Below are 18,288 nucleotides of genomic sequence, written 5' to 3'. Positions count from 1 at the left end.
TTTAGTTCGGGATTTGATTTGCCAGTAACTCGAATCTGTTTTCGGCAAGGCCGTATATCTTTTCATCAATAGGTTGCTCCCCGTACCATATATAGTCGTACAAATAGGAAACTTCCTTGAACAAAGTTTTAATTGCGGGGGTATTTATTTCCCGGAGGTAATCGCTATTCGTTTTTTCATAGTGCCAGTCTATAATACTTTTTTGAGAAAGTGTTTTTAATGTTCTCAAATACTGGTATCTGATGGCCAGTCTGAAGTCTTTTGCCTTTACGGCATTACTGAGTAATGCATTAAGATCAAGATGTTCTATATGTTCTTCCGAGAGGTTGATGTCTATGATATCAGAAGGGCCTTTTTTGAAGATGGAAGAAACATGTTCTCCTACCAGGAAGCGCATCAGTAAATATATTACAAGGCCACCCATAAGAATATAGATGATATATTCTAATATTTTCATAGCCTCAGGAGAAATATCTATACCAAAATTCTCACTTAAGGTCTGAAAAAACCACTGCAAAAATCGCTCAATCAGGTTCTGTGCCTCCCCATCTCTTACATCATAGTTAAACTCTTCGCCCTGGTACTTCTGACTTAATTGTTCATCAAAAGTTCTGAGATCAATGGCCTGGTCTGTATCTTCCTTTAATTGCAAAGTATCTGTATCCTGTTGCGAATACAAGGCAAAGGATAGCAATAAGAATAATAAGCTCAGGTATTTGCTTTTCACTGTTCGGAATTTCCTATTTGTTCAATTTTACTTCTGGCATTGGTGTTATACGCTTTTTCATGGAGGGAGTAGTAGAGTATTCCGTTTACAAATTGCGAGAGGCACTGGCCAAAGACACCTACTATTAAAATCAGGCAGGTACCCAGGGTATATATGACTGTTGGGATGATACCGGCATCTATATCTACATTGTTCTCTACTACATGAAAAGTATACACCCCTACAATTACTCCGGGAATGATCATCACCACTAAAACCAGAATTCCATTTAAGAAGCCAAGTATAAAATTTACTCCTACAGATTTCCAAAAATTCTTATAGACCAGGTTCCAACCCTCTCCAAAGGCCTCAGTAACACCCTTGTTTTCCTGCAGCATGGAGAAAAATGAAACTCCAAACCATGCCAGTACAAAAAATATCAGGATATAATAGGCAAAAATTCCAAGTATGGGAATAAGAGACATCACTGCTCCGGCTATTGAGACTGCAATATAAATGGCGATAAGCAGCACCACGAATAGCACAATACTTCCCAAGCGGTTTTTAAATAAGTTCCATACTTCTTTTTTATCAAAGTTGTTTCCCCTTTTTTCTTCGTATTTAATCATATACGCCCCCGCCAGACTATAATTTAATACTGCTACCGCGATAAAGACAACAAAATATAATATCCCTCCAGCCAGCAGGTAAAAAACATAATCGTCCGTACCGCCAAGACTTCCGACTGCTGCGGTATTACTGCTAACAGTGATCATACCAATAAACCCCGAAACCAGGAGATAACTCACAATCAGCAGGGCTATTAAAAAAATACCGTTGTAGCTGATAAACACATTGGTAAATTTTTTGAGATTCTGTTTAAGGAAATCAAAGTACAAGGTGATAATATCGCCAAAGTCCCGATTTACCTTAAGTTCCAGATAGTGGTCCTGCTTGTTTTGCATTAATTCTGTTTAAAATTATTGGGTAAAAAATATAATAATATAGGACGAGTGCTAAGGACGATCCGATTATCAGAAATGCCAGCCAATTGGGCATATTGGAATATCGGGTAATAAAGCCTTCAATAAATCCGGCTATAATAAAGAAAGGAATGGTACTTACTACCACTTTAAGTCCGTCTTTAGCTCCTTTCATAAAGGAAACCCGTCTGGAAAATGTTTTGGGAAATAAAATGGAATTTCCCATGATTAATCCGGCACAACCCGCAATAATAATGACAGAGATCTCAATAGTGCCATGAAGCCATATTTGCTTATTGGCTTCAAAAAAAACATCCCGGGTATAGAAAAATGTTATAAAGGCTCCAAGCATTACTCCGTTGCTAAAAAGGATATAGGCGGTGCCCAGACTGGTAATTACTCCAAAGGCAAATGCCAGGAGTGCCACTCTGATATTGTTTATGGTAATTCCCAGAAAAGTACCAATTTCACTTCCTCCCTTATAAATTGCTGTCGGGTCTCCTTCAGCAATATTATTGAGGGTTTCATTGACATATGCATCCCCCAGAATTAACCTAACAAAAGAACTGTCGTTTAATGCAGATATGCTGCCTATGGCAGTTGCCGATGCAAAAATTAAAAAGGCAATGCCCAATGTTCTATGGTACTGTTTAAAAAACAATGGAAATTCTGTTTTCCAAAAATCAACGATCCGATTTCTGTTTTCCTTTTTGTTTTTGTAAATCTTTTGGTGTGCAAGAGAAGCCAGGGAATTTAAATACAATAATGTCTTACTTTCTGCGTAATAGGTTTGTGCATAAGCCAAATCGTTGGTAAGGTGGATATAACCATCTGCGAGTTCATCCGGACTAATGTTGGCATTAAGGGTGATGGCCTTTTCGAAAGCTATCCATTTTTCTTTATTTTGCTTTACAAAAGCGGCTTCGCGCATTGTGAGAATTTGGTTTCACTATTAAAATTAAGACTAATATGTCCAACCTTCAAATCAATACAACGCAAAATGTCTATTTAGATTATAAAATAGTCAGTATTGGTGAACGAATAGTTGCTTTTTTAATAGACGGATTTATACTTTATCTATATCTGATCCTTGTTCAGTATATTGGCAAGGCTATAGGATATATTTATGAGGATACCTGGACCCAAAGAGGACTAATGAGTTTGATATTCTTGCCGGCAATGTTCTATAGTTTAATTATGCATAGCCTTTTCAACGGCCGGACGGTAGGTAAATTATTGCTTAAAATGAGGGTAGTCCGTGTAGACGGGACCCCGGTGCACTGGAGTAATTATCTGGTGCGCTGGATGCTAAGACTGGTAGATATCTGGTTATTTTTGGGATCAGTAGGATTACTTTCTATTTTGTTTTCGGATAAAAGACAACGTTTGGGTGATGCGGCCGCCGGGACCGTTGTAATTAGTACAAAAAACAAAACGAAAGTGAGCCACACCATCCTGGAAGAAGTGGAAGATACTTATATGCCAAAGTTTACAAATGTTACCATGCTGACAGACAAGGATGTCCGATTAATAAAAGATACCTATAGAATTGCCAGGGATAGCAAGGATTATAAGACCATGAAGGCTTTACGTGTAAAAGTGGAAAGTATATTGGTGTCTGACTCTGAACTTTATGATGCACAATATCTCGAGACCGTCTTAAAGGACTATAATTTTTACACCCAAAAACTGTAAGCTGTGTTTTACTTTACCATTGATATTTTAGGGACTATTGCTTTTGCCATTTCGGGTGTGCTCGTTGCTATGGAGAAGAAACTGGATATCTTCGGGGTTTTCATTATAGCCTTTGTCACAGCTGTAGGTGGGGGCACACTTAGGGATTTACTTATTGGGAACACCCCGGTGGTTTGGATGCGAGACAATATATATGTCTTTGTTATTATCGGGACAGTGGTTTTGGCTGTTTTATTTAGAAACCAACTCAAATATTTAAGGACTTCTCTTTTTTTATTTGATACTATAGGGATAGGGTTGTACACCCTGGTGGGCATAGAAAAAGGGCTGGCTGCTGAAATGCTTCCTTTAATGTGCATTGCCCTGGGGACCATAACAGCTAGTTTTGGCGGAGTAATTCGGGATATACTTTGCAATGAAATTCCTGTTATCTTCAGAAAGGAAATCTATGCCACAGCCTGCATTCTGGGAGGGACGTCTTATTTCTTTTTGAGAAAACTACCATTTGATGACCAGTACGCCTATGCGGTGGCTATACTAATTGTAATTGGTATTCGTTTACTGGCCGTAAGGTTTAAGATTGCCTTACCTAGCGTATACAGTAAAGATCGTAACTAGATTAAAACCGAGTTGTAACAAAGCAAGATTGAAAAGTCTGTTAATTACTCCAGGACTTCCGCCTTTTCTATATAGACATTTTCCTTTGGCCAATCTCCGCTATCTACGGCAACATTATTAATTTTATCTACAACGTCCATCCCTTGAATCACTTTGCCAAATGGCGTATAACTGCCATCTAGATGATAAGATCCTGGTTTTGTGACTACGATAAAGAATTCATAAGGAGAAGCCAGCATGTGCGGATTATCAATTTCACTGCTCGGCATTGAAAGTGTTCCTCTATGGTGCTTATAACCTTTTCGGGTGTCTGGAGGTAACAAGTACTTGCCGATATCCCTGCGTTTTCTGGAGGTTTCTTTATTGTCCGCATTACCTCCCTGAATGATAAAGTTTTTTACAACCCTGTGGAACATTGTATAATCAAAGTATCCTTTTCGGGTCAGATATATAAAATTTGCTTTGTGATAAGGGACGTTATCATATAATTGAACGGTAAAACTCCCCAAATTTGTGGTTAGTTTTACTTTATTGACGGTTAGGTTCTTCTGGTAATCAAAGAAGAAATCTATGGCATTTTCCTCGGTGAGTTCAAATTCGTCTTCGGTTTCCTCTTCTGGTTCAATTACAGTTGGCAAGGTATCCTTAACAGCAATGGTTTTAATCGCTTCCGTGTTATTTTCCTTAGGATTTTCTTTACAGGCCCCTAAATAAAATAATAGTATTATTGTAAAACAGCTAGTTATTTTGTTCGACATGGAATATGAGAATTTTTCACAACAGCTAGTAAAAATAAAAAATCTGCCGCTACCGGGCGTTAGTTCGCACTATAAAATGGCTCCTGAGATCAGGATAAATGAACTAAAAGCCGGGTTTTCGTCCAGGAAACCCCCCAGGAAAGCCGGGGTGATGGCATTATTTTATCCAGACACAATTGGTATTACTCATCTGCTGTTGATCCTTAGAAAAAGCTATCCTGGAGTGCATTCGGATCAGGTTGGGTTTCCCGGTGGTAAAGCAGAACAAGCCGACAGGGATATTCTGGATACCGCTTTAAGAGAAACACATGAGGAAGTTGGGGCACATCCGGACCATGTAGAGGTAATTAGATCGCTTACTAAAGTATTTATTCCACCAAGTAATTTTGAAGTGCAGCCTTTTATGGGCCTTTATAAGGGGAACAACCCTTTTGTACCCCAGGAATCAGAGGTTGAAGCATTGTTAGAAGTATCGCTTTCAGATTTTATGGATGAGCGCAATTTAATAACACAAAATTTAACCACATCCTACGCCAGTAATATCGAAGTTCCTGCATTTAATCTAAATGGTCATACAGTCTGGGGAGCTACCGCCATGATGTTAAGCGAAATCAAGGAAATTTTTAATAGCACCCTATGAGGCTTATTTTGTAATTTAGCAACTTATGGCATTATTTAAAGAGAACCCCTTTGGACATATTCTGTTTTTAAAAAAATGGCTTATTCGAAGTATGGGAGTAATAACCCATCAACGTTATAAGGGTTTTAATACATTAGAAATCGAAGGCTCCGAAATTATAAGGCAACTTCCAGAGACCAATGTATTATTTGTTAGTAATCATCAAACCTATTTTGCCGACGTGGTTGCAATGTTTCACGTATTTAATGCCAGCCTTAAAGGGAGAGATGATTCTATAAAAAATGTCGGCTATCTGTGGAATCCCAAATTAAATGTCTATTACGTGGCAGCAGCAGAAACCATGAAAAAAAGCCTGTTGACCAAGATCCTGGCATATGCCGGGTCTATTAGTATAGAACGCACATGGAGGGCAGAGGGGAAAGAGGTGAACAGACAGGTTAAGATGAGCGATATTTCCAATATTGGAATGGCCCTGAATGACGGTTGGGTAATTACTTTTCCTCAAGGCACAACTACTCCCTGGAAACCCTTAAGGAAGGGCACGGCACATATCATTAAAAAATACAAACCAATTGTGGTTCCTGTGGTTATCGATGGTTTTAGACGTTCATTTGACAAAAAAGGTCTCAGAGTCAAAAAGAAAGGGATTCTGCAGTCTATGGTGATCAAAGAACCTTTGGAAATCGATTATGAGAACGAGTCTGTAGCATCTATAATCGAAAAACTGGAATATGCTATAGAACAACACCCTTCATTTTTAAAGGTAATTTCGAAAGAAGAATTACTGGCATACGAGGAAGAAAACAAAGAACGCAAATGGCGCAAGAAGAAAAGCTAGACTTCCAGCTTTTTCAACTCTCTGTAATTTACTCTTAATCGCTTTAAAAGAATCCCGTATATCAGTCTGTAGAATAACCAGATCAGGATGAGAATAAGACCTATAATTACCAGGCAGATGGCCCCGAACATGATCCAAAATACTGTTTCGTTCCCCGATTTGGATGCCGCACTCAGAATTTTTTCGCTTTCTTCGCCGTATTTCAAAGAGCCGTAGAGCAACAACAGAAAAGAAATGGTGAAGATCCCAATGTTAAACCATACATATTGTGTTACCGTCCTCTTTACCTTTAGTATGGATTTCATGAGTTTTGATGCTGAATCTGTAACCGTAATTTGCTTATAGTTCTGGTAAAACTTGTAAATAAAAAATATCAGTACAACGTAATATATTGCATTGAGCACTGTAGATATTTCATAAATGTGCCACGCTTTTTCAAGCTGAAAACTTTCCTGATTATAGGAAATAAGATTTAAGGTTGCCCAGAGCACAAATTCTATCATGCTGATATAGAATATCCATTTCACTATGGATGAAGATTTTTTCCAGATCATTTTATAGATCTCATCAAAAGTCAGGCGCGGAAGGTGTTCTTCCTTTTTCTGCCAGTCTTTCTTAAGTAATTCCAATTCGTCCATCATATCCTTAAGGATTAAGTATGGTTCTTAGTTTATTCTTAATACGGTTCATTTTTACCCGGGCATTCACTTCGGTTATCCCAAGTGTTTCAGATATTTCCGTATAATCTTTATCTTCCAGATAGAGAAATACCAAAGCTTTATCAATATCTCCCAATTGCTTAACTGCATTGTACAAGAGCTTTAGCTGTTGCTCCTCGGTTTCATCATAGTCATCTGCCTTTATTCTGTAAATAACAGCATCATAATCCTGTGTCTTTACTCTTTTTTTAGATTTTCTATATAAGGTAATGGCGGTGTTTAAGGCCACCCTGTACATCCAGGTGCTAAACTTGGAATCGCCCCTGAATTTGGGGTATGCCTTCCAAAGTTGTATGGTAATCTCCTGAAACAGATCGTTATGGGCATGCCTGTCGTTTGTATATAAAGTGCATATTTTGTGAACAATATTCTGGTTGTTCTCAAGCTCCGTAACAAATTTATGTTCCAGTTCTTTATTCACTTTTTTGGCTAGTTGTTTCTAGGTTAGTAGGGGTAAACGAAAAATTGTTACACATATCTCCTAATAAGTCTATGAATAAATATTTACATTGAAAGTAGGGGAAACAATTTATAGTCGCAAAAAGTTATGACCATAATTTTTCTGTTGTTCGTCTATGGCGAAGCGCTCCGAAAATGATAAGGAATTGAGCGTATCCATAGGTTAGCATAATCAGCAAGTCTGCAAATGCAAAGGAGCTATAAAACTTGTTTAATGCCAGCAGGGAATCAGAGATCATGAATAGCAAAGCCCCCGAAAGCACCAGGTAATAGCTCTTAAGTACGGTATCATGCCGGACAATCGCGGTTAATACCATCAGCAGTAATACCACCATATAAAGAACTACATATGGAAAGAGCCCGTCCAACGTGCCCCCGATGAATTTAAAGATGACCATCGCATAGAACAACAGTACCATAGTTGCTAAAAAGGTTTTTGTAGTTCTAAAATTATCTATCTTGAAGAAAGCCGAAATATACATGATATGGGCAATCAGAAAAGACAACAGCCCTCCAATAAAATACCAAGATACCTCTGATGGAAGTAAAAGAAAGATATCTCCGCTCAATGAAAAAATCAGGGCCAGAATTAAAAAGCGTTTAAGCATTTTATTGTTCTTCATTTTTAACAAAACATAGGCCAGCAATACTATAGTGATTGCCGGCTTACTAAAGTATCTCAGGTATTGTGGCAGGTCTGCCCCTATAACAAGCAGGTCTAAAATTAGCACCAGGGAGAATGCGATTATTATGGACTTATTTTTCATTTTTATTTGGTTTGATCCGGTAGGGGTAAAGGGGTTAAACAATAAGTAGTATCCCTTGTCAAACACTATTTTATCAATGGTCTTAATTTATTATTTTCAAAGGTACCTATTGAGATAAAAAAGAACAAAAAATTGATTGATAGCTTAATGCGGTGGGGTCTCTTTTTTTATAGATATTCAAGCTGAACTTTTTATTTTCTGGGATGGTATTTATTAACGATCTCAGATAAATGCGTCCTGTCTACATGCATATACACTTCTGTTGTAGTAATGCTCTCATGTCCCAACATTTGCTGAATAGCCCTGAGATCTGCCCCGTTTTCCAGTAAGTGGGTCGCAAAAGAGTGCCTAAAAGTATGCGGACTTATCGTTTTCTGTATTCCGGCTTTTTCTGCTAGTTGTTTTACAATGGTAAATACCATTGCCCTGGTCAGTTGTGCTCCTCTTCTGTTGAGAAACAAAATATCTTCAGCGCCTTTTTTTATGGTCTGATGCACACGTACCTGATTTTGATAAATTGAAATGTACTTCTTGTTTATTCCACTTATAGGCACAAAACGCTGTTTGTCACCTTTACCAGTGACCTTGATAAAATCTTCATCAAAAAAAAGATCTGATATCCGTAGTCCCGTGAGTTCGGAAACCCTCAGACCACAGCCATACAGCGTTTCTATCATGGCCCTATTGCGTTCGCCCTCTGGTTTGGAGAGGTCAATAGCCATGATAAGTTGATTAATCTCCTTGGTAGATAAGGTATCGGGCAATTTACGCCCAATCTTTGGAGATGCGATAAGGTCCATGGGGTTGTCCTGTCTGTAATCTTCGAATATCAAATAGTTGAAAAAACTTTTAAGACCGGAAATAACTCTGGCCTGAGACCTGGGATTTACCAATTTGGCCAGTTCATGTATAAATAACTGTACAGTTTCTCTGTTGACCGCTAACGGACTTTCATTGAGTTTTCTTGATACAATAAAGTGCTGAAGCTTCTGAATATCCCTGGTATAGTTTTGAATAGAATTCTGCGCTAATCCCCTTTCAATTCGAAGATAGTGTTGATAATCCCTAAGCGCCTGCTCCCATTTCATCTGCTAAAGATAGTACAATAAGGGGCTAGATTAAAGCCAGAATACCTTTCAGAAATCCCCTATTTTGAAGCAATTGATAGCAAAAAAAGGACTTTTTACAACAATTATGACCAGTTACACAACTAATATTCTTTTGTAATAGTAGCTAGAAGTAGGTTTGAGCCGATTTAAAAGATAATCTAAACATTAAAACATGAGAAAATTAGTAATTATTGCTGCTTTGGCAGTATTTGGATTTAGCGCTAACGCCCAGGAGGGTTTAAAAGCTGGTATAAATCTTGGATTGCCTGTAGGCGATGCCGGAGATGTATCTGGTTTTAGCATTGGTTTGGACGTATGGTACCATTGGGCCGTTTCAGACGATTTTAATGCAGGTGTTGCCACAGGTTTTAGCAATGCTTTTGGTAAAAGTGTTGATATTGGTATTGGTTCAATAGATGTACCAGATGTGCAGTTTATTCCTGTTGCCGCTTCTGGCCGGTTTAATGCATCCGATGAATTTACCATAGGAGCAGATCTTGGTTATGCAGTAGGACTAAATGATGGAAATGATGGTGGTTTCTATTACCGCCCTATCGTTGGCTACGGTGTTAGCGATAATATTGAATTAAGCTTGTCTTATACCGGAATTAGCCTTGATGGAGCCACCTGGTCTACCATTAATTTGGGTGTAAACTTCGGTCTTTAGGATCATCACATCATAAAAACATGAGGCGGGAACCCAATAGTTCCCGCTTTTTTATTTATAATATTAATTACCAATTCAATATGAAAAAATTAATGTTCTTGGGCCTGCTAATGAGCCTTATTTTCAGTGCTAATGCGCAGGACGCCGATTTTGGTGTCAAAGGGGGATATCTGAATGTAAGAGCAAGTATAAAAGCTGACGACATTTCAATTTCAGCATCAGAATCCGGATTCTATTTGGGCGTCTTGGCCGTTCTAAAGTTTTCTGATAAATTCCATTTACAGCCAGAATTGCTCTATGCCAGGGTTAGCGAGGCTGATGCGATTTTTTTACCCGTCATCGGAAAAATATATCTTACCGATAAATTGAACCTGCAAGTGGGTCCGCAGTTGGTTTTTTCTACCCAGGAGGTGCCAGATGATTTTACAGGGACAGAGTTTGATCTCGCTGGAGGCCTCGGGATTGATATTACTTCGGTAATATTTACTGAAGTCAGATATACAGTGCAGATAAATAACAGTTATACCGGTCAGGAAGATATTAAGGTAAGGGGCAATTATTTAACTCTTGGAGTGGGTTTTCGCTTTTAACAATACCATAAATTAGATAGGGGCGGAGACATATTATGTCTCCGCTTTTTTTTTACGGCATGGTTTGTGGTACTTCAGAATTGGAATTGATTAAATTTTCTATATTTGAAAGCATACACGAACCAAACACTATAACATTATGAAAAAATTAATATTGTCTTTTTGTATTGCCATTTTTGCGCTGGGAAGCGCAAACGCCCAAGGAGTAGATTTTGGGGTCACGGGCGGATTACTCAACACCAACGCAGACATCAACATATCAGCCCTGGGCTTTAATATTGCCAACCTGGACGCGGTGAATAAAACCGGCTTTTATATAGGGGTGTTAGTTGATATAGAGGCTACAGAGAAATTTCACATTCAGCCAGAGTTAACTTATGGTAGCGCTGGGGATCTTTCCTTTTTTTATTTACCGATAATGGCCAAATTTTATGTAACTGATGGTTTGCACCTGCAGGCAGGACCACAATTTAACTTTTCTTCCAACCTAGATGAGATTAAAGGGGCAATTGAAGATATAGAAGGTGTTATAGGTACAGGCGGTAATGTTGACGACGTTCTAAAATCGACGGCAATTGACCTCGGATTTGGTGCGGGATATGACATCAATGAAAACATTATGGTACAGGCCAGATATGCTATTGCGTTGACCGATAGATATGACGGACCTTTAGGAGGTTCCCTGGACATTAAAAATGCCACATTCCAATTAGGACTCACTTATTTCTTTAAATAGGTATTTTAAAACATATTACTAAATCGGGTAAATCAACTTGTAATTTACCGATAGAATAACTGAATTAGCGGAAGAATTTTCTTCCGCTTTTTTATGTTATATAGTTATTTGTGCTTTTTATCTTCTATGAATTTGCTTGGAATGTTCATAAAACAACACTTCATAATTACAATTTTTAGCTCCCCACAACCAATTTTAGGGGTTTGGCAACATAAATGCTTCATATTTTAAAGAGGAATTTAGTTTTGTACTCACCAAACTTTTAAGTTGATACCGATGAGAAACAGATTTTTAGTAGTATGTTTTACTTTATTAAGCGGCTCTTTATTTGCTCAGGAAGGATTTAAACTTGGGATTCAGGGTGGATTACCACTGGAGAATGATGCTGTATCGCTTTCAGTAGGCCTGGACACTGGTTATATGTATGCCCTGGGGGAAGTAGTTGATATAGGCATTATGACAGGCTTTATTTACGGTTTTGCGGAAACTTTCCAATCTGATGTTGTGGTTGCTGATCTACCCGATATTCAATTTCTTCCGATAGCTGCAGGGATAAGAATATGGCCCTCCAATTCATTTTCTATTGGGGGAGAAATAGGCCAGGCAGTCGGCATCAATGATGGTAATGACGGCGGACTTTATTACAGGCCGGTTATTGGTTACATGATGGGGGCAAAGACCGAAGTGAATTTATCTTATACCGGGATACAATTGGATGGAGACAGCTGGACATCAGTGAATTTTGGTATTATGTACACCTTTACTTCCAAAAGATCCAGGTAGATAGTTAGAGCCTTGTTATACGTCTGGGACTGCTCCGGGCAAAATTCTGATCTGCATCATCCTTTTTTAATGCATAACAATTCCCTATTTTTAGGCCATGCAAATTATGATCATCAACGGCCCCAATCTTAACCTTTTGGGCAAAAGAGAACCGGAAGTTTACGGTAACACTACCTTTGAAACCTATCTGTCGCAATTGCAGGCAGATTATCCAGAGGTACAAATAGATTATTTTCAATCCAATATTGAAGGGGAGATCATAGATAAATTACAGGAAGTGGGTTTCAGTTTTGATGGGATTATTCTTAATGCAGCTTCCTATACGCATACCTCTGTAGGGATAGGGGATGCTGTAAAAGCCATAACTACGCCAGTGGTTGAAGTACATATCTCCAATACACATAAAAGGGAGGACTTCAGACATATTTCCTATATCTCTTCCGGAGCTAAAGGGGTTATTTTGGGCTTTGGGCTACAGAGCTACGAGTTAGCGCTTCGCAGCTTTTTAGGTTAGGGCAAGGGGCTTTAAATATTTCTTATCCGCATAAAAGGTTCCGAAAGGCAAAAGAGAAGCCAGAAAAAGAACTGCAAACCGCTTTATATTCCATTTATTCTGCCAGCAAAAGACCGCTGCCAACGCCACAAATACTATGAACAGGAAGCCGTGGGCATATCCTACGTAGATATTGGGCTCAGGAATTTTACCCCAGTATTTTAAAGGCATGCTCAGGCCAAATAGGGAAAGGTAGGAGATGCCTTCAAGAATAGCAATAAACCTAAATAACTGCAGCATTATTAAGCAATCTGGATTTAAATAGTGTTCTTTCTTTCTCTTTTGGTTATAAATGGATAACCTCGCCATATGCTGCCGCAACGGCCTCCATAACTGCTTCGCTCATTGTCGGGTGTGGATGCACAGCTTTTAATATCTCATGCCCGGTGGTTTCAAGCTTCCTCCCTACAACAGCTTCAGCTATCATATCCGTAACCCCTGCACCTATCATATGGCAACCCAGCCACTCGCCGTATTTGGCATCAAAAATTACCTTTACAAAACCATCGGCATTGCCAGAGGCTTTTGCCTTACCACTTGCTGAGAAAGGAAATTTGCCGATTTTTAATTCATATCCTTTTTCTTTTGCCTGCTTTTCCGTCATGCCTACAGATGCTATTTCGGGCATGCAATAAGTACAACCTGGAATATTGCCGTAATCCAATGGTTCAACGTGCATACCGGCAATTTTTTCTACACAAAGGATACCCTCAGCTGATGCCACATGGGCAAGAGCCGGCCCGGCAGTAACATCCCCAATGGCATAATAACCAGGGATATTGGTTTGGTAGTAGTCATTTACAATGATTTTATCCCTATCAGTAGCGATCCCTACTTCTTCCAGACCGATATTCTCAATGTTGGTCTTAATCCCAACAGCCGAAAGGACTATATCTGCCTCCAGTATTTGCTCTCCTTTAGCCGTTTTTACCGTGGCTTTTACCCCTTCTCCTGAGGTATCTACTTTGGTGACTTCAGAGGAGGTCATAATTTTCACCCCTGTCTTTTTAAAACTTCTTTCGAGTTGTTTCGATACTTCTTCATCTTCCACAGGAACTATATTTGGAAGGAATTCAACTACGGTTACCTCAGTACCCATAGCATTGTAGAAATAAGCAAATTCTATCCCGATTGCGCCGCTGCCGACAACAATCATTTTCTTGGGCTGCTTGTCTAAAGTCATCGCCTCCCGGTATCCGATAATTTTCTTGCCATCCTGGGGCAGACTAGGTAGTTCCCGGCTTCTGGCACCTGTGGCTACAATAATATGAGACGCACTGTACTCTGTTTCTTTCCCGTCTTTGTCTTTTACAGATACTTTCTTACCCGTTTTTAATGTTCCAAATCCGTTGAGTACTTCAATCTTATTTTTTTTCATCAGGAATTGAACACCTTTGCTCATTCCGTCAGCAACGTTTCTGCTTCTTTTTACGACGGCATCAAAATCTTTGTCTGCGCCCTCTACCTTCAGGCCATAATCTTCGGCATGTTTCAGGTATTCAAAAACCTGAGCGGATTTCAATAACGCTTTGGTAGGGATACAACCCCAGTTGAGGCATACACCCCCAAGATTTTCCTTTTCAACAATTGCGGTTTTTAAACCGAGCTGTGAAGCCCTTATTGCAGTTACATAGCCTCCGGGACCACTGCCTAAAACGATAACATCAAAAGTGTTCATAGAAGAAATTTTTAGCTACAGAATTGTGCGGTGGCAAAGTTACAAAACCAAATTGGAGAAAATGAATTTCCTTACTTCAATTTCTAAAATAGGATATTATTACCGGGGGCTATTTTCCAAACATTGCTTTATTGAAGGCTTCCGAGCCTCCACGTGGTATAGTAGGGGATGCCCAGTCTGCTCCTTTGATCATCTTTCCCAACATCACAATGTGCCCTACATGGCTGGCGTAATGCGCCAATTGTCTGTTCAATGCTTCGGTAACAGAATGCGCCTCATTTCTGATTTTGACCGTCTGCTGAAAATTATTGGTATTTACTGCATCTATGGCATCAAAAAGACATTTCCAACCCATATCCCAGGCCGCAATCATTTCTTTTTTTGTAGCGTAGGTATTATCAAATTCGGCTTCTCTCTGCCGCCAGGGTTTCTCCCCGTCTTCGGTCAGAAAATTGGTAAAACGGCTTAGCATATTGCCGACAATATGTTTTACAATTACAGAGATACAATTATCGTATTCCTGATACTTCCAATGTATATCCTGATCTGTGAGTTGTGCAAATGTTTTTTCTCCATAACCCTTGTAACGAAGAAATTCTTTTTGAATACTTTCCAGAAAGTTTTCCTGTAGTGTCATTGGTTTTTAATTATCGTCCTATCTGCTGACCCTTATTGCTCCGGCACAAAATCCAGGGCCGCCCCGTTAATACAATGCCTTAAACCTGTAGTAGCTCTTGGCCCATCTTCAAAGACATGGCCCAGATGTCCGCCGCAAACTGCACAGTGTTCTTCGGTTCTCTTATAGCCTATTTTGTAATCCACATCATATGCAACATTACCCTTTATTTCTCGGTCAAAGCTTGGCCATCCAGTACCAGAATCAAATTTGTGTTCGCTCTTGAACAAAGGGGTGGCACATCCCGCACAGACATAGGTGCCTTTGCGCTTATTGTCCAACAAATCACTGGTACCCGGATTTTCAGTACCGGCCTTCCTTAAAATATAAAATTCGATATCTGTAAGTTCCTTGCGCCATTCTTCTTCCGACTTATTTACGGCGTATGCTATTTCCTTTTCATCGGTGTTGGCATCTACCATCTCCTTTTCCTGTGATACTCCTTTACAACTTAAAAAGAGAATACATCCTATAACTACAATTTGCTTTATCATAACTTTTTTTTGTTTTAGACGTAATAAGATTACAAGCCTGTCAAAGTTAGGAATTCAATTTATAAAAAACCCCGTACTGTAGAGTACGGGGAGTCCAATTATTATAAAATATCTTCTAGTTTAGGATTACGCGGTTAATGTTTTCCTCTTTTACGTTTAGGGTGCTCATTACTGCATTGATATCAGAAGTATTCAGTTTCGCACCAGAGTTAAAATCTGCCGGCATGATTGCAATCCTAAAGACCTGATTGTCTGTGTCCCCAGCGGTAAGCGTGCCCAGGTCAAAATCAGATTCAAGAAAAACACTTACATCCAAAAAGGTATGATCAAAATTATACTGCAATAAACCCTGATCTAAAATCCGGGTTTGTGGTAATAATCGCCATATATCTACCGGCTCCCCATTACCATCTTCGGTCTGATCCCATAAAATATAAACCAGCACCACATCAGATTCAAAAACTTCAACGGTTTGAGGAAATTCATAAAAAATGGCATAATCGTTACCGGCATTAAAATCTCCTTCAATTTCCAGGACCTGCCCCAATATATTTACCCCGTCCAGGCCGTCCAGACCGTCACGCCCATCTAGTCCGTCAAATCCCGGAGGACCCACAGGCCCTTCACATGATACAAATATCAAGGTTAAAAATGCGCTGAGAAAAAGTAGTGTACTTTTCATAATTCTTACTTTAATGATTATTAATTGGACTTATCTGCTAAGCCTTTATTTGCTTGTCTGACTATCTATTCAAAAAGCGTTCCAAAAAATTAATTCTAATAATTTACTTTTAATTTAAAGCCACTAAAATATCCGTGGAAGCATCTAAATTTTAGGAAGAAATCGTTACATTTAACCGCAACCAAAGCTAGAAACCAAATGTTGAAACAAGAACGGGTAATTATAGAAAATGTTTCACCTCAGGTACAGGGAGGTACCAATTTCATTAAAAGGGTAATAGGCGAAACCGTAACCGTGTATGCCGATGTTTTCCCAGACGGACACGATGTTATTCAGGCAGAATTATGCTATAAAACCGATAAGGCCAAAAAATATGATACTATCCCCATGGAGCATTTGGGGAATGATGTTTACAAGGCCAGTTTCCCGGTAACCCAACAAGGTTTTTATCAATACAAAGTAAGAGGTTGGGTAGATTATGGATTAAACTGGCAACATGGTATTGAGGCGAAACTTGCTGATGGGCAGCATGTTAAAAGTGAATTGTTAGACGGCGTTAAATACCTGGAGTATCTTATAGGGCAGGTTACTGCAAAAGAAAAGGTGGCATTAGAGGAAATGAGTGTACATTTCCAGGAAGACAAACACTATGAAACGGCTGTCAAAGAGGCGTGTTCCAAGGAACTTCATAAAAAGCTCTTAGCGCATCCTCAGCGGTTATTTTCCAATGAGAGTGCCACTTTAAAAGTATATGTTGACAGGAAAAAAGCCAATTTCAGTACCTGGTACGAATTCTTTCCAAGGTCTTCCGCACCTGAACCAGGAGCACATGGTACCTTTAACGATTGTGAAAAATTATTACCCAGGGTTGCCAGGATGGGCTTTGACGTCTTGTATTTTCCTCCCATCCATCCCATAGGAGAAGTAAACAGGAAAGGGAAGAACAATACCACTGACGCCCTGGAAGGAGATTCAGGAGTTCCATGGGGCATAGGATCTAAACTAGGAGGGCATAAATCTATTCATCCCGAATTGGGCACTGCAGCCGATTTTAAATCGCTTATAAAAAAAGCCAAAGATCTTGATATTGAGATAGCAATGGACCTGGCATTTCAGGCCGCGCCAGATCATCCTTATGTCACAGAGCACCCGGAATGGTTTAGAAAACGCCCGGATGGCACCATACAATATGCAGAGAATCCACCCAAGAAATATCAGGACATAGTTAACTTTTACTTTGAGACTTCAGGGTACAAGGCCCTTTGGAAGGAACTACTGGATGTTACCATGCATTGGATTAAGATGGGGATTACTATTTTTCGTGTAGATAACCCGCATACCAAGCCCTATTATTTCTGGAGCTGGTTGATAGATGAGGTGAAAAAGAAACATCCGGATGTATTGTTTCTTGCTGAGGCCTTTTCCAGACCAAAGGTAATGCAGCAATTGGCAAAACAGGGGTTCTCCCAATCGTATACTTATTTTACCTGGAGGGTTCAGAAACATGAGCTCATAGAATATATGGTAGAGCTGACCCAAAGTGAAATGAAGGAATATTACCGGCCAAATTTCTGGCCGAATACTCCGGATATCAACCCGTATCACCTTCAGGGAGCCAACGAGGCCATGCATTTGATTCGATATGCATTGGCGGCTACTTTATGTGGGAATTTGGGAATTTATGGCCCGGTATTCGAATATATGGTCACCGATGCCATGCCGGGAAAGGAAGAATACCTGGACTGCGAAAAATACGAAGTACGCCACTGGGATTGGTCTATTGAGAATAAAATCACCCATCTGATAGGCAAAATTAACCAGGTCAGAAAAGAGCATAAGGCTTTTCAACAAACCAACAATATTCGTTTTTGCGGAGTTGAAAATGATCAGCTGCTGGCCTTTTATAAATGGGATGACGATAAAACCGATGAATTTTTGGTTGTCATTAACCTAGATCCCCATTACGCGCAGAGAGGGCAATTACAACTACCATTGGATGCATTGGGAATCCACAACGGTCAGGCACTTGAATTGCGAGATGTTATCACTAATAATGGGTATATTTGGCACAATGAATGGAATTATATAGAACTTCATCCGGCGCTACCATTTCATCTTTTTCATCTTAAGAAATAAA

The 18,288-nt window shown here is 39.4% G+C and carries 23 protein-coding genes; 10 read left to right on the top strand and 13 right to left on the bottom strand.

Going from position 1 to position 18,288, the window contains the following annotated elements; genetic code table 11:
• Position 1 precedes the first annotated feature (1 nt).
• Genes J1G40_RS14825 through J1G40_RS14815 form a run of 3 tightly spaced genes read right to left on the bottom strand, consistent with a single transcriptional unit; the run spans position 2 to position 2,620 of the window.
• Positions 2–727, bottom strand: a complete 726-nt coding sequence (locus J1G40_RS14825) for a DUF4129 domain-containing protein (protein WP_265243436.1) — start codon at positions 725–727, stop codon at positions 2–4.
• Complete coding sequence (locus J1G40_RS14820) at positions 724–1,671, bottom strand: hypothetical protein (protein WP_265243435.1); 948 nt, start codon at positions 1,669–1,671, stop codon at positions 724–726. The genes J1G40_RS14825 and J1G40_RS14820 overlap by 4 nt, the downstream gene beginning before the upstream one ends.
• Complete coding sequence (locus J1G40_RS14815) at positions 1,637–2,620, bottom strand: stage II sporulation protein M (protein ID WP_265243434.1); 984 nt, start codon at positions 2,618–2,620, stop codon at positions 1,637–1,639. Before J1G40_RS14815 ends, J1G40_RS14820 begins: the two co-directional genes overlap by 35 nt.
• Before the next feature lie 38 nt (positions 2,621–2,658).
• On the opposite strand from J1G40_RS14815, the gene J1G40_RS14810 reads away from it, so the two are divergent.
• Positions 2,659–3,384, top strand: coding sequence for an RDD family protein (locus J1G40_RS14810; protein ID WP_265243433.1), 726 nt, complete (start codon positions 2,659–2,661; stop codon positions 3,382–3,384).
• A 3-nt stretch (positions 3,385–3,387) separates the two neighbouring features.
• Positions 3,388–4,002, top strand: coding sequence for a trimeric intracellular cation channel family protein (locus J1G40_RS14805; protein ID WP_265243432.1), 615 nt, complete (start codon positions 3,388–3,390; stop codon positions 4,000–4,002).
• A 44-nt stretch (positions 4,003–4,046) separates the two neighbouring features.
• On the opposite strand, the gene J1G40_RS14800 is transcribed toward J1G40_RS14805, so the two are convergent.
• The gene (locus J1G40_RS14800; RefSeq protein ID WP_265243431.1) at positions 4,047–4,760 is read right to left on the bottom strand and encodes a peptidylprolyl isomerase; all 714 of its coding nucleotides are present in this window, start codon (positions 4,758–4,760) and stop codon (positions 4,047–4,049) included.
• Between J1G40_RS14800 and J1G40_RS14795 the strand changes: the two genes are divergently transcribed.
• Positions 4,759–5,400: an NUDIX hydrolase gene (locus J1G40_RS14795; RefSeq protein ID WP_265243430.1), complete on the top strand. Its 642-nt coding sequence runs from the start codon at positions 4,759–4,761 to the stop codon at positions 5,398–5,400. The two genes, J1G40_RS14800 and J1G40_RS14795, sit on opposite strands and share 2 nt — an antisense overlap.
• 25 nt (positions 5,401–5,425) lie before the next feature.
• A complete protein-coding gene (locus tag J1G40_RS14790) occupies positions 5,426–6,238 on the top strand; it encodes a lysophospholipid acyltransferase family protein (protein ID WP_265243429.1) in 813 nt (270 codons plus the stop codon).
• Here the strand turns inward: J1G40_RS14790 and J1G40_RS14785 are convergent.
• From J1G40_RS14785 to xerD, 4 genes are all read right to left on the bottom strand, one after another.
• On the bottom strand, positions 6,235–6,879 hold the full coding sequence (locus J1G40_RS14785) for a hypothetical protein (RefSeq protein WP_265243428.1): 645 nt from the start codon (positions 6,877–6,879) through the stop codon (positions 6,235–6,237). The genes J1G40_RS14790 and J1G40_RS14785 overlap by 4 nt on opposite strands.
• A 4-nt stretch (positions 6,880–6,883) precedes the next feature.
• On the bottom strand, positions 6,884–7,378 hold the full coding sequence (locus J1G40_RS14780) for an RNA polymerase sigma factor (protein ID WP_265243427.1): 495 nt from the start codon (positions 7,376–7,378) through the stop codon (positions 6,884–6,886).
• A gap of 124 nt (positions 7,379–7,502) precedes the next feature.
• Positions 7,503–8,183: a lysoplasmalogenase gene (locus tag J1G40_RS14775; RefSeq protein ID WP_265243426.1), complete on the bottom strand. Its 681-nt coding sequence runs from the start codon at positions 8,181–8,183 to the stop codon at positions 7,503–7,505.
• Between the two features lie 191 nt (positions 8,184–8,374).
• Complete coding sequence (gene xerD / locus J1G40_RS14770; protein WP_265243425.1) at positions 8,375–9,271, bottom strand: site-specific tyrosine recombinase XerD; 897 nt, start codon at positions 9,269–9,271, stop codon at positions 8,375–8,377.
• A 193-nt stretch (positions 9,272–9,464) separates the two neighbouring features.
• Here xerD and J1G40_RS14765 point away from each other — a divergent pair, with 193 nt between their 5' ends.
• From J1G40_RS14765 to aroQ, 5 genes are all read left to right on the top strand, one after another.
• Positions 9,465–9,959, top strand: coding sequence for an outer membrane beta-barrel protein (locus J1G40_RS14765; protein ID WP_265243424.1), 495 nt, complete (start codon positions 9,465–9,467; stop codon positions 9,957–9,959).
• Between the two features lie 80 nt (positions 9,960–10,039).
• Complete coding sequence (locus tag J1G40_RS14760) at positions 10,040–10,549, top strand: porin family protein (RefSeq protein WP_265243423.1); 510 nt, start codon at positions 10,040–10,042, stop codon at positions 10,547–10,549.
• Positions 10,550–10,688: 139 nt separating this feature from the next.
• On the top strand, positions 10,689–11,285 hold the full coding sequence (locus J1G40_RS14755) for a porin family protein (RefSeq protein WP_265243422.1): 597 nt from the start codon (positions 10,689–10,691) through the stop codon (positions 11,283–11,285).
• A 276-nt stretch (positions 11,286–11,561) separates the two neighbouring features.
• Positions 11,562–12,068: an outer membrane beta-barrel protein gene (locus J1G40_RS14750; protein WP_265243421.1), complete on the top strand. Its 507-nt coding sequence runs from the start codon at positions 11,562–11,564 to the stop codon at positions 12,066–12,068.
• Between the two features lie 97 nt (positions 12,069–12,165).
• Positions 12,166–12,582 carry a type II 3-dehydroquinate dehydratase gene (gene aroQ / locus J1G40_RS14745; protein ID WP_265243420.1) on the top strand — a complete coding sequence of 139 codons (417 nt, stop codon included), beginning with the start codon at positions 12,166–12,168 and terminating at the stop codon, positions 12,580–12,582.
• On the opposite strand, the gene J1G40_RS14740 is transcribed toward aroQ, so the two are convergent.
• From J1G40_RS14740 to J1G40_RS14720, 5 genes are all read right to left on the bottom strand, one after another.
• Positions 12,574–12,861 (bottom strand): DUF3817 domain-containing protein, encoded by a 288-nt coding sequence (locus tag J1G40_RS14740; protein ID WP_265243419.1) that lies wholly within the window; start codon positions 12,859–12,861, stop codon positions 12,574–12,576. The genes aroQ and J1G40_RS14740 overlap by 9 nt on opposite strands.
• 46 nt (positions 12,862–12,907) lie before the next feature.
• Positions 12,908–14,299, bottom strand: coding sequence for a dihydrolipoyl dehydrogenase (lpdA, locus tag J1G40_RS14735; protein ID WP_265243418.1), 1,392 nt, complete (start codon positions 14,297–14,299; stop codon positions 12,908–12,910).
• Positions 14,300–14,408: 109 nt separating this feature from the next.
• Entirely contained in the window at positions 14,409–14,936 is a 528-nt protein-coding gene (locus J1G40_RS14730) for a DUF1572 domain-containing protein (protein ID WP_265243417.1), read from the bottom strand.
• Between the two features lie 32 nt (positions 14,937–14,968).
• Entirely contained in the window at positions 14,969–15,469 is a 501-nt protein-coding gene (gene msrB, locus J1G40_RS14725; protein WP_265243416.1) for a peptide-methionine (R)-S-oxide reductase MsrB, read from the bottom strand.
• Between the two features lie 115 nt (positions 15,470–15,584).
• Positions 15,585–16,151 (bottom strand): collagen-like protein, encoded by a 567-nt coding sequence (locus J1G40_RS14720; protein ID WP_265243415.1) that lies wholly within the window; start codon positions 16,149–16,151, stop codon positions 15,585–15,587.
• 198 nt (positions 16,152–16,349) lie between these two features.
• Here J1G40_RS14720 and J1G40_RS14715 point away from each other — a divergent pair, with 198 nt between their 5' ends.
• Positions 16,350–18,287, top strand: a complete 1,938-nt coding sequence (locus J1G40_RS14715; protein ID WP_265243414.1) for an alpha-1,4-glucan--maltose-1-phosphate maltosyltransferase — start codon at positions 16,350–16,352, stop codon at positions 18,285–18,287.
• Position 18,288 lies beyond the last annotated feature (1 nt).

The sequence above is a fragment of the Muriicola sp. Z0-33 genome (assembly GCF_026126425.1).
GTDB lineage: Bacteria > Bacteroidota > Bacteroidia > Flavobacteriales > Flavobacteriaceae > JAFMPW01.
This window is presented reverse-complemented; position numbering and strand designations above follow the sequence as displayed.

What these genes read in the sequence shown, in the direction of transcription:
- J1G40_RS14820 (WP_265243435.1), bottom strand. Translation starts at nt 1,671, where the DNA reads ATGCAAAACAAGCAGGACCACTATCTGGAACTTAAGGTAAATCGGGAC.
- J1G40_RS14815 (WP_265243434.1), bottom strand. Translation starts at nt 2,620, where the DNA reads ATGCGCGAAGCCGCTTTTGTAAAGCAAAATAAAGAAAAATGGATAGCT.
- J1G40_RS14810 (WP_265243433.1), top strand. Translation starts at nt 2,659, where the DNA reads ATGTCCAACCTTCAAATCAATACAACGCAAAATGTCTATTTAGATTAT.
- J1G40_RS14795 (WP_265243430.1), top strand. Translation starts at nt 4,759, where the DNA reads ATGGAATATGAGAATTTTTCACAACAGCTAGTAAAAATAAAAAATCTG.
- J1G40_RS14800 (WP_265243431.1), bottom strand. Translation starts at nt 4,760, where the DNA reads ATGTCGAACAAAATAACTAGCTGTTTTACAATAATACTATTATTTTAT.
- J1G40_RS14790 (WP_265243429.1), top strand. Translation starts at nt 5,426, where the DNA reads ATGGCATTATTTAAAGAGAACCCCTTTGGACATATTCTGTTTTTAAAA.
- J1G40_RS14785 (WP_265243428.1), bottom strand. Translation starts at nt 6,879, where the DNA reads ATGATGGACGAATTGGAATTACTTAAGAAAGACTGGCAGAAAAAGGAA.
- J1G40_RS14775 (WP_265243426.1), bottom strand. Translation starts at nt 8,183, where the DNA reads ATGAAAAATAAGTCCATAATAATCGCATTCTCCCTGGTGCTAATTTTA.
- xerD (WP_265243425.1), bottom strand. Translation starts at nt 9,271, where the DNA reads ATGAAATGGGAGCAGGCGCTTAGGGATTATCAACACTATCTTCGAATT.
- J1G40_RS14765 (WP_265243424.1), top strand. Translation starts at nt 9,465, where the DNA reads ATGAGAAAATTAGTAATTATTGCTGCTTTGGCAGTATTTGGATTTAGC.
- J1G40_RS14760 (WP_265243423.1), top strand. Translation starts at nt 10,040, where the DNA reads ATGAAAAAATTAATGTTCTTGGGCCTGCTAATGAGCCTTATTTTCAGT.
- J1G40_RS14755 (WP_265243422.1), top strand. Translation starts at nt 10,689, where the DNA reads ATGAAAAAATTAATATTGTCTTTTTGTATTGCCATTTTTGCGCTGGGA.
- J1G40_RS14750 (WP_265243421.1), top strand. Translation starts at nt 11,562, where the DNA reads ATGAGAAACAGATTTTTAGTAGTATGTTTTACTTTATTAAGCGGCTCT.
- aroQ (WP_265243420.1), top strand. Translation starts at nt 12,166, where the DNA reads ATGCAAATTATGATCATCAACGGCCCCAATCTTAACCTTTTGGGCAAA.
- J1G40_RS14740 (WP_265243419.1), bottom strand. Translation starts at nt 12,861, where the DNA reads ATGCTGCAGTTATTTAGGTTTATTGCTATTCTTGAAGGCATCTCCTAC.
- lpdA (WP_265243418.1), bottom strand. Translation starts at nt 14,299, where the DNA reads ATGAACACTTTTGATGTTATCGTTTTAGGCAGTGGTCCCGGAGGCTAT.
- J1G40_RS14730 (WP_265243417.1), bottom strand. Translation starts at nt 14,936, where the DNA reads ATGACACTACAGGAAAACTTTCTGGAAAGTATTCAAAAAGAATTTCTT.
- msrB (WP_265243416.1), bottom strand. Translation starts at nt 15,469, where the DNA reads ATGATAAAGCAAATTGTAGTTATAGGATGTATTCTCTTTTTAAGTTGT.
- J1G40_RS14720 (WP_265243415.1), bottom strand. Translation starts at nt 16,151, where the DNA reads ATGAAAAGTACACTACTTTTTCTCAGCGCATTTTTAACCTTGATATTT.
- J1G40_RS14715 (WP_265243414.1), top strand. Translation starts at nt 16,350, where the DNA reads ATGTTGAAACAAGAACGGGTAATTATAGAAAATGTTTCACCTCAGGTA.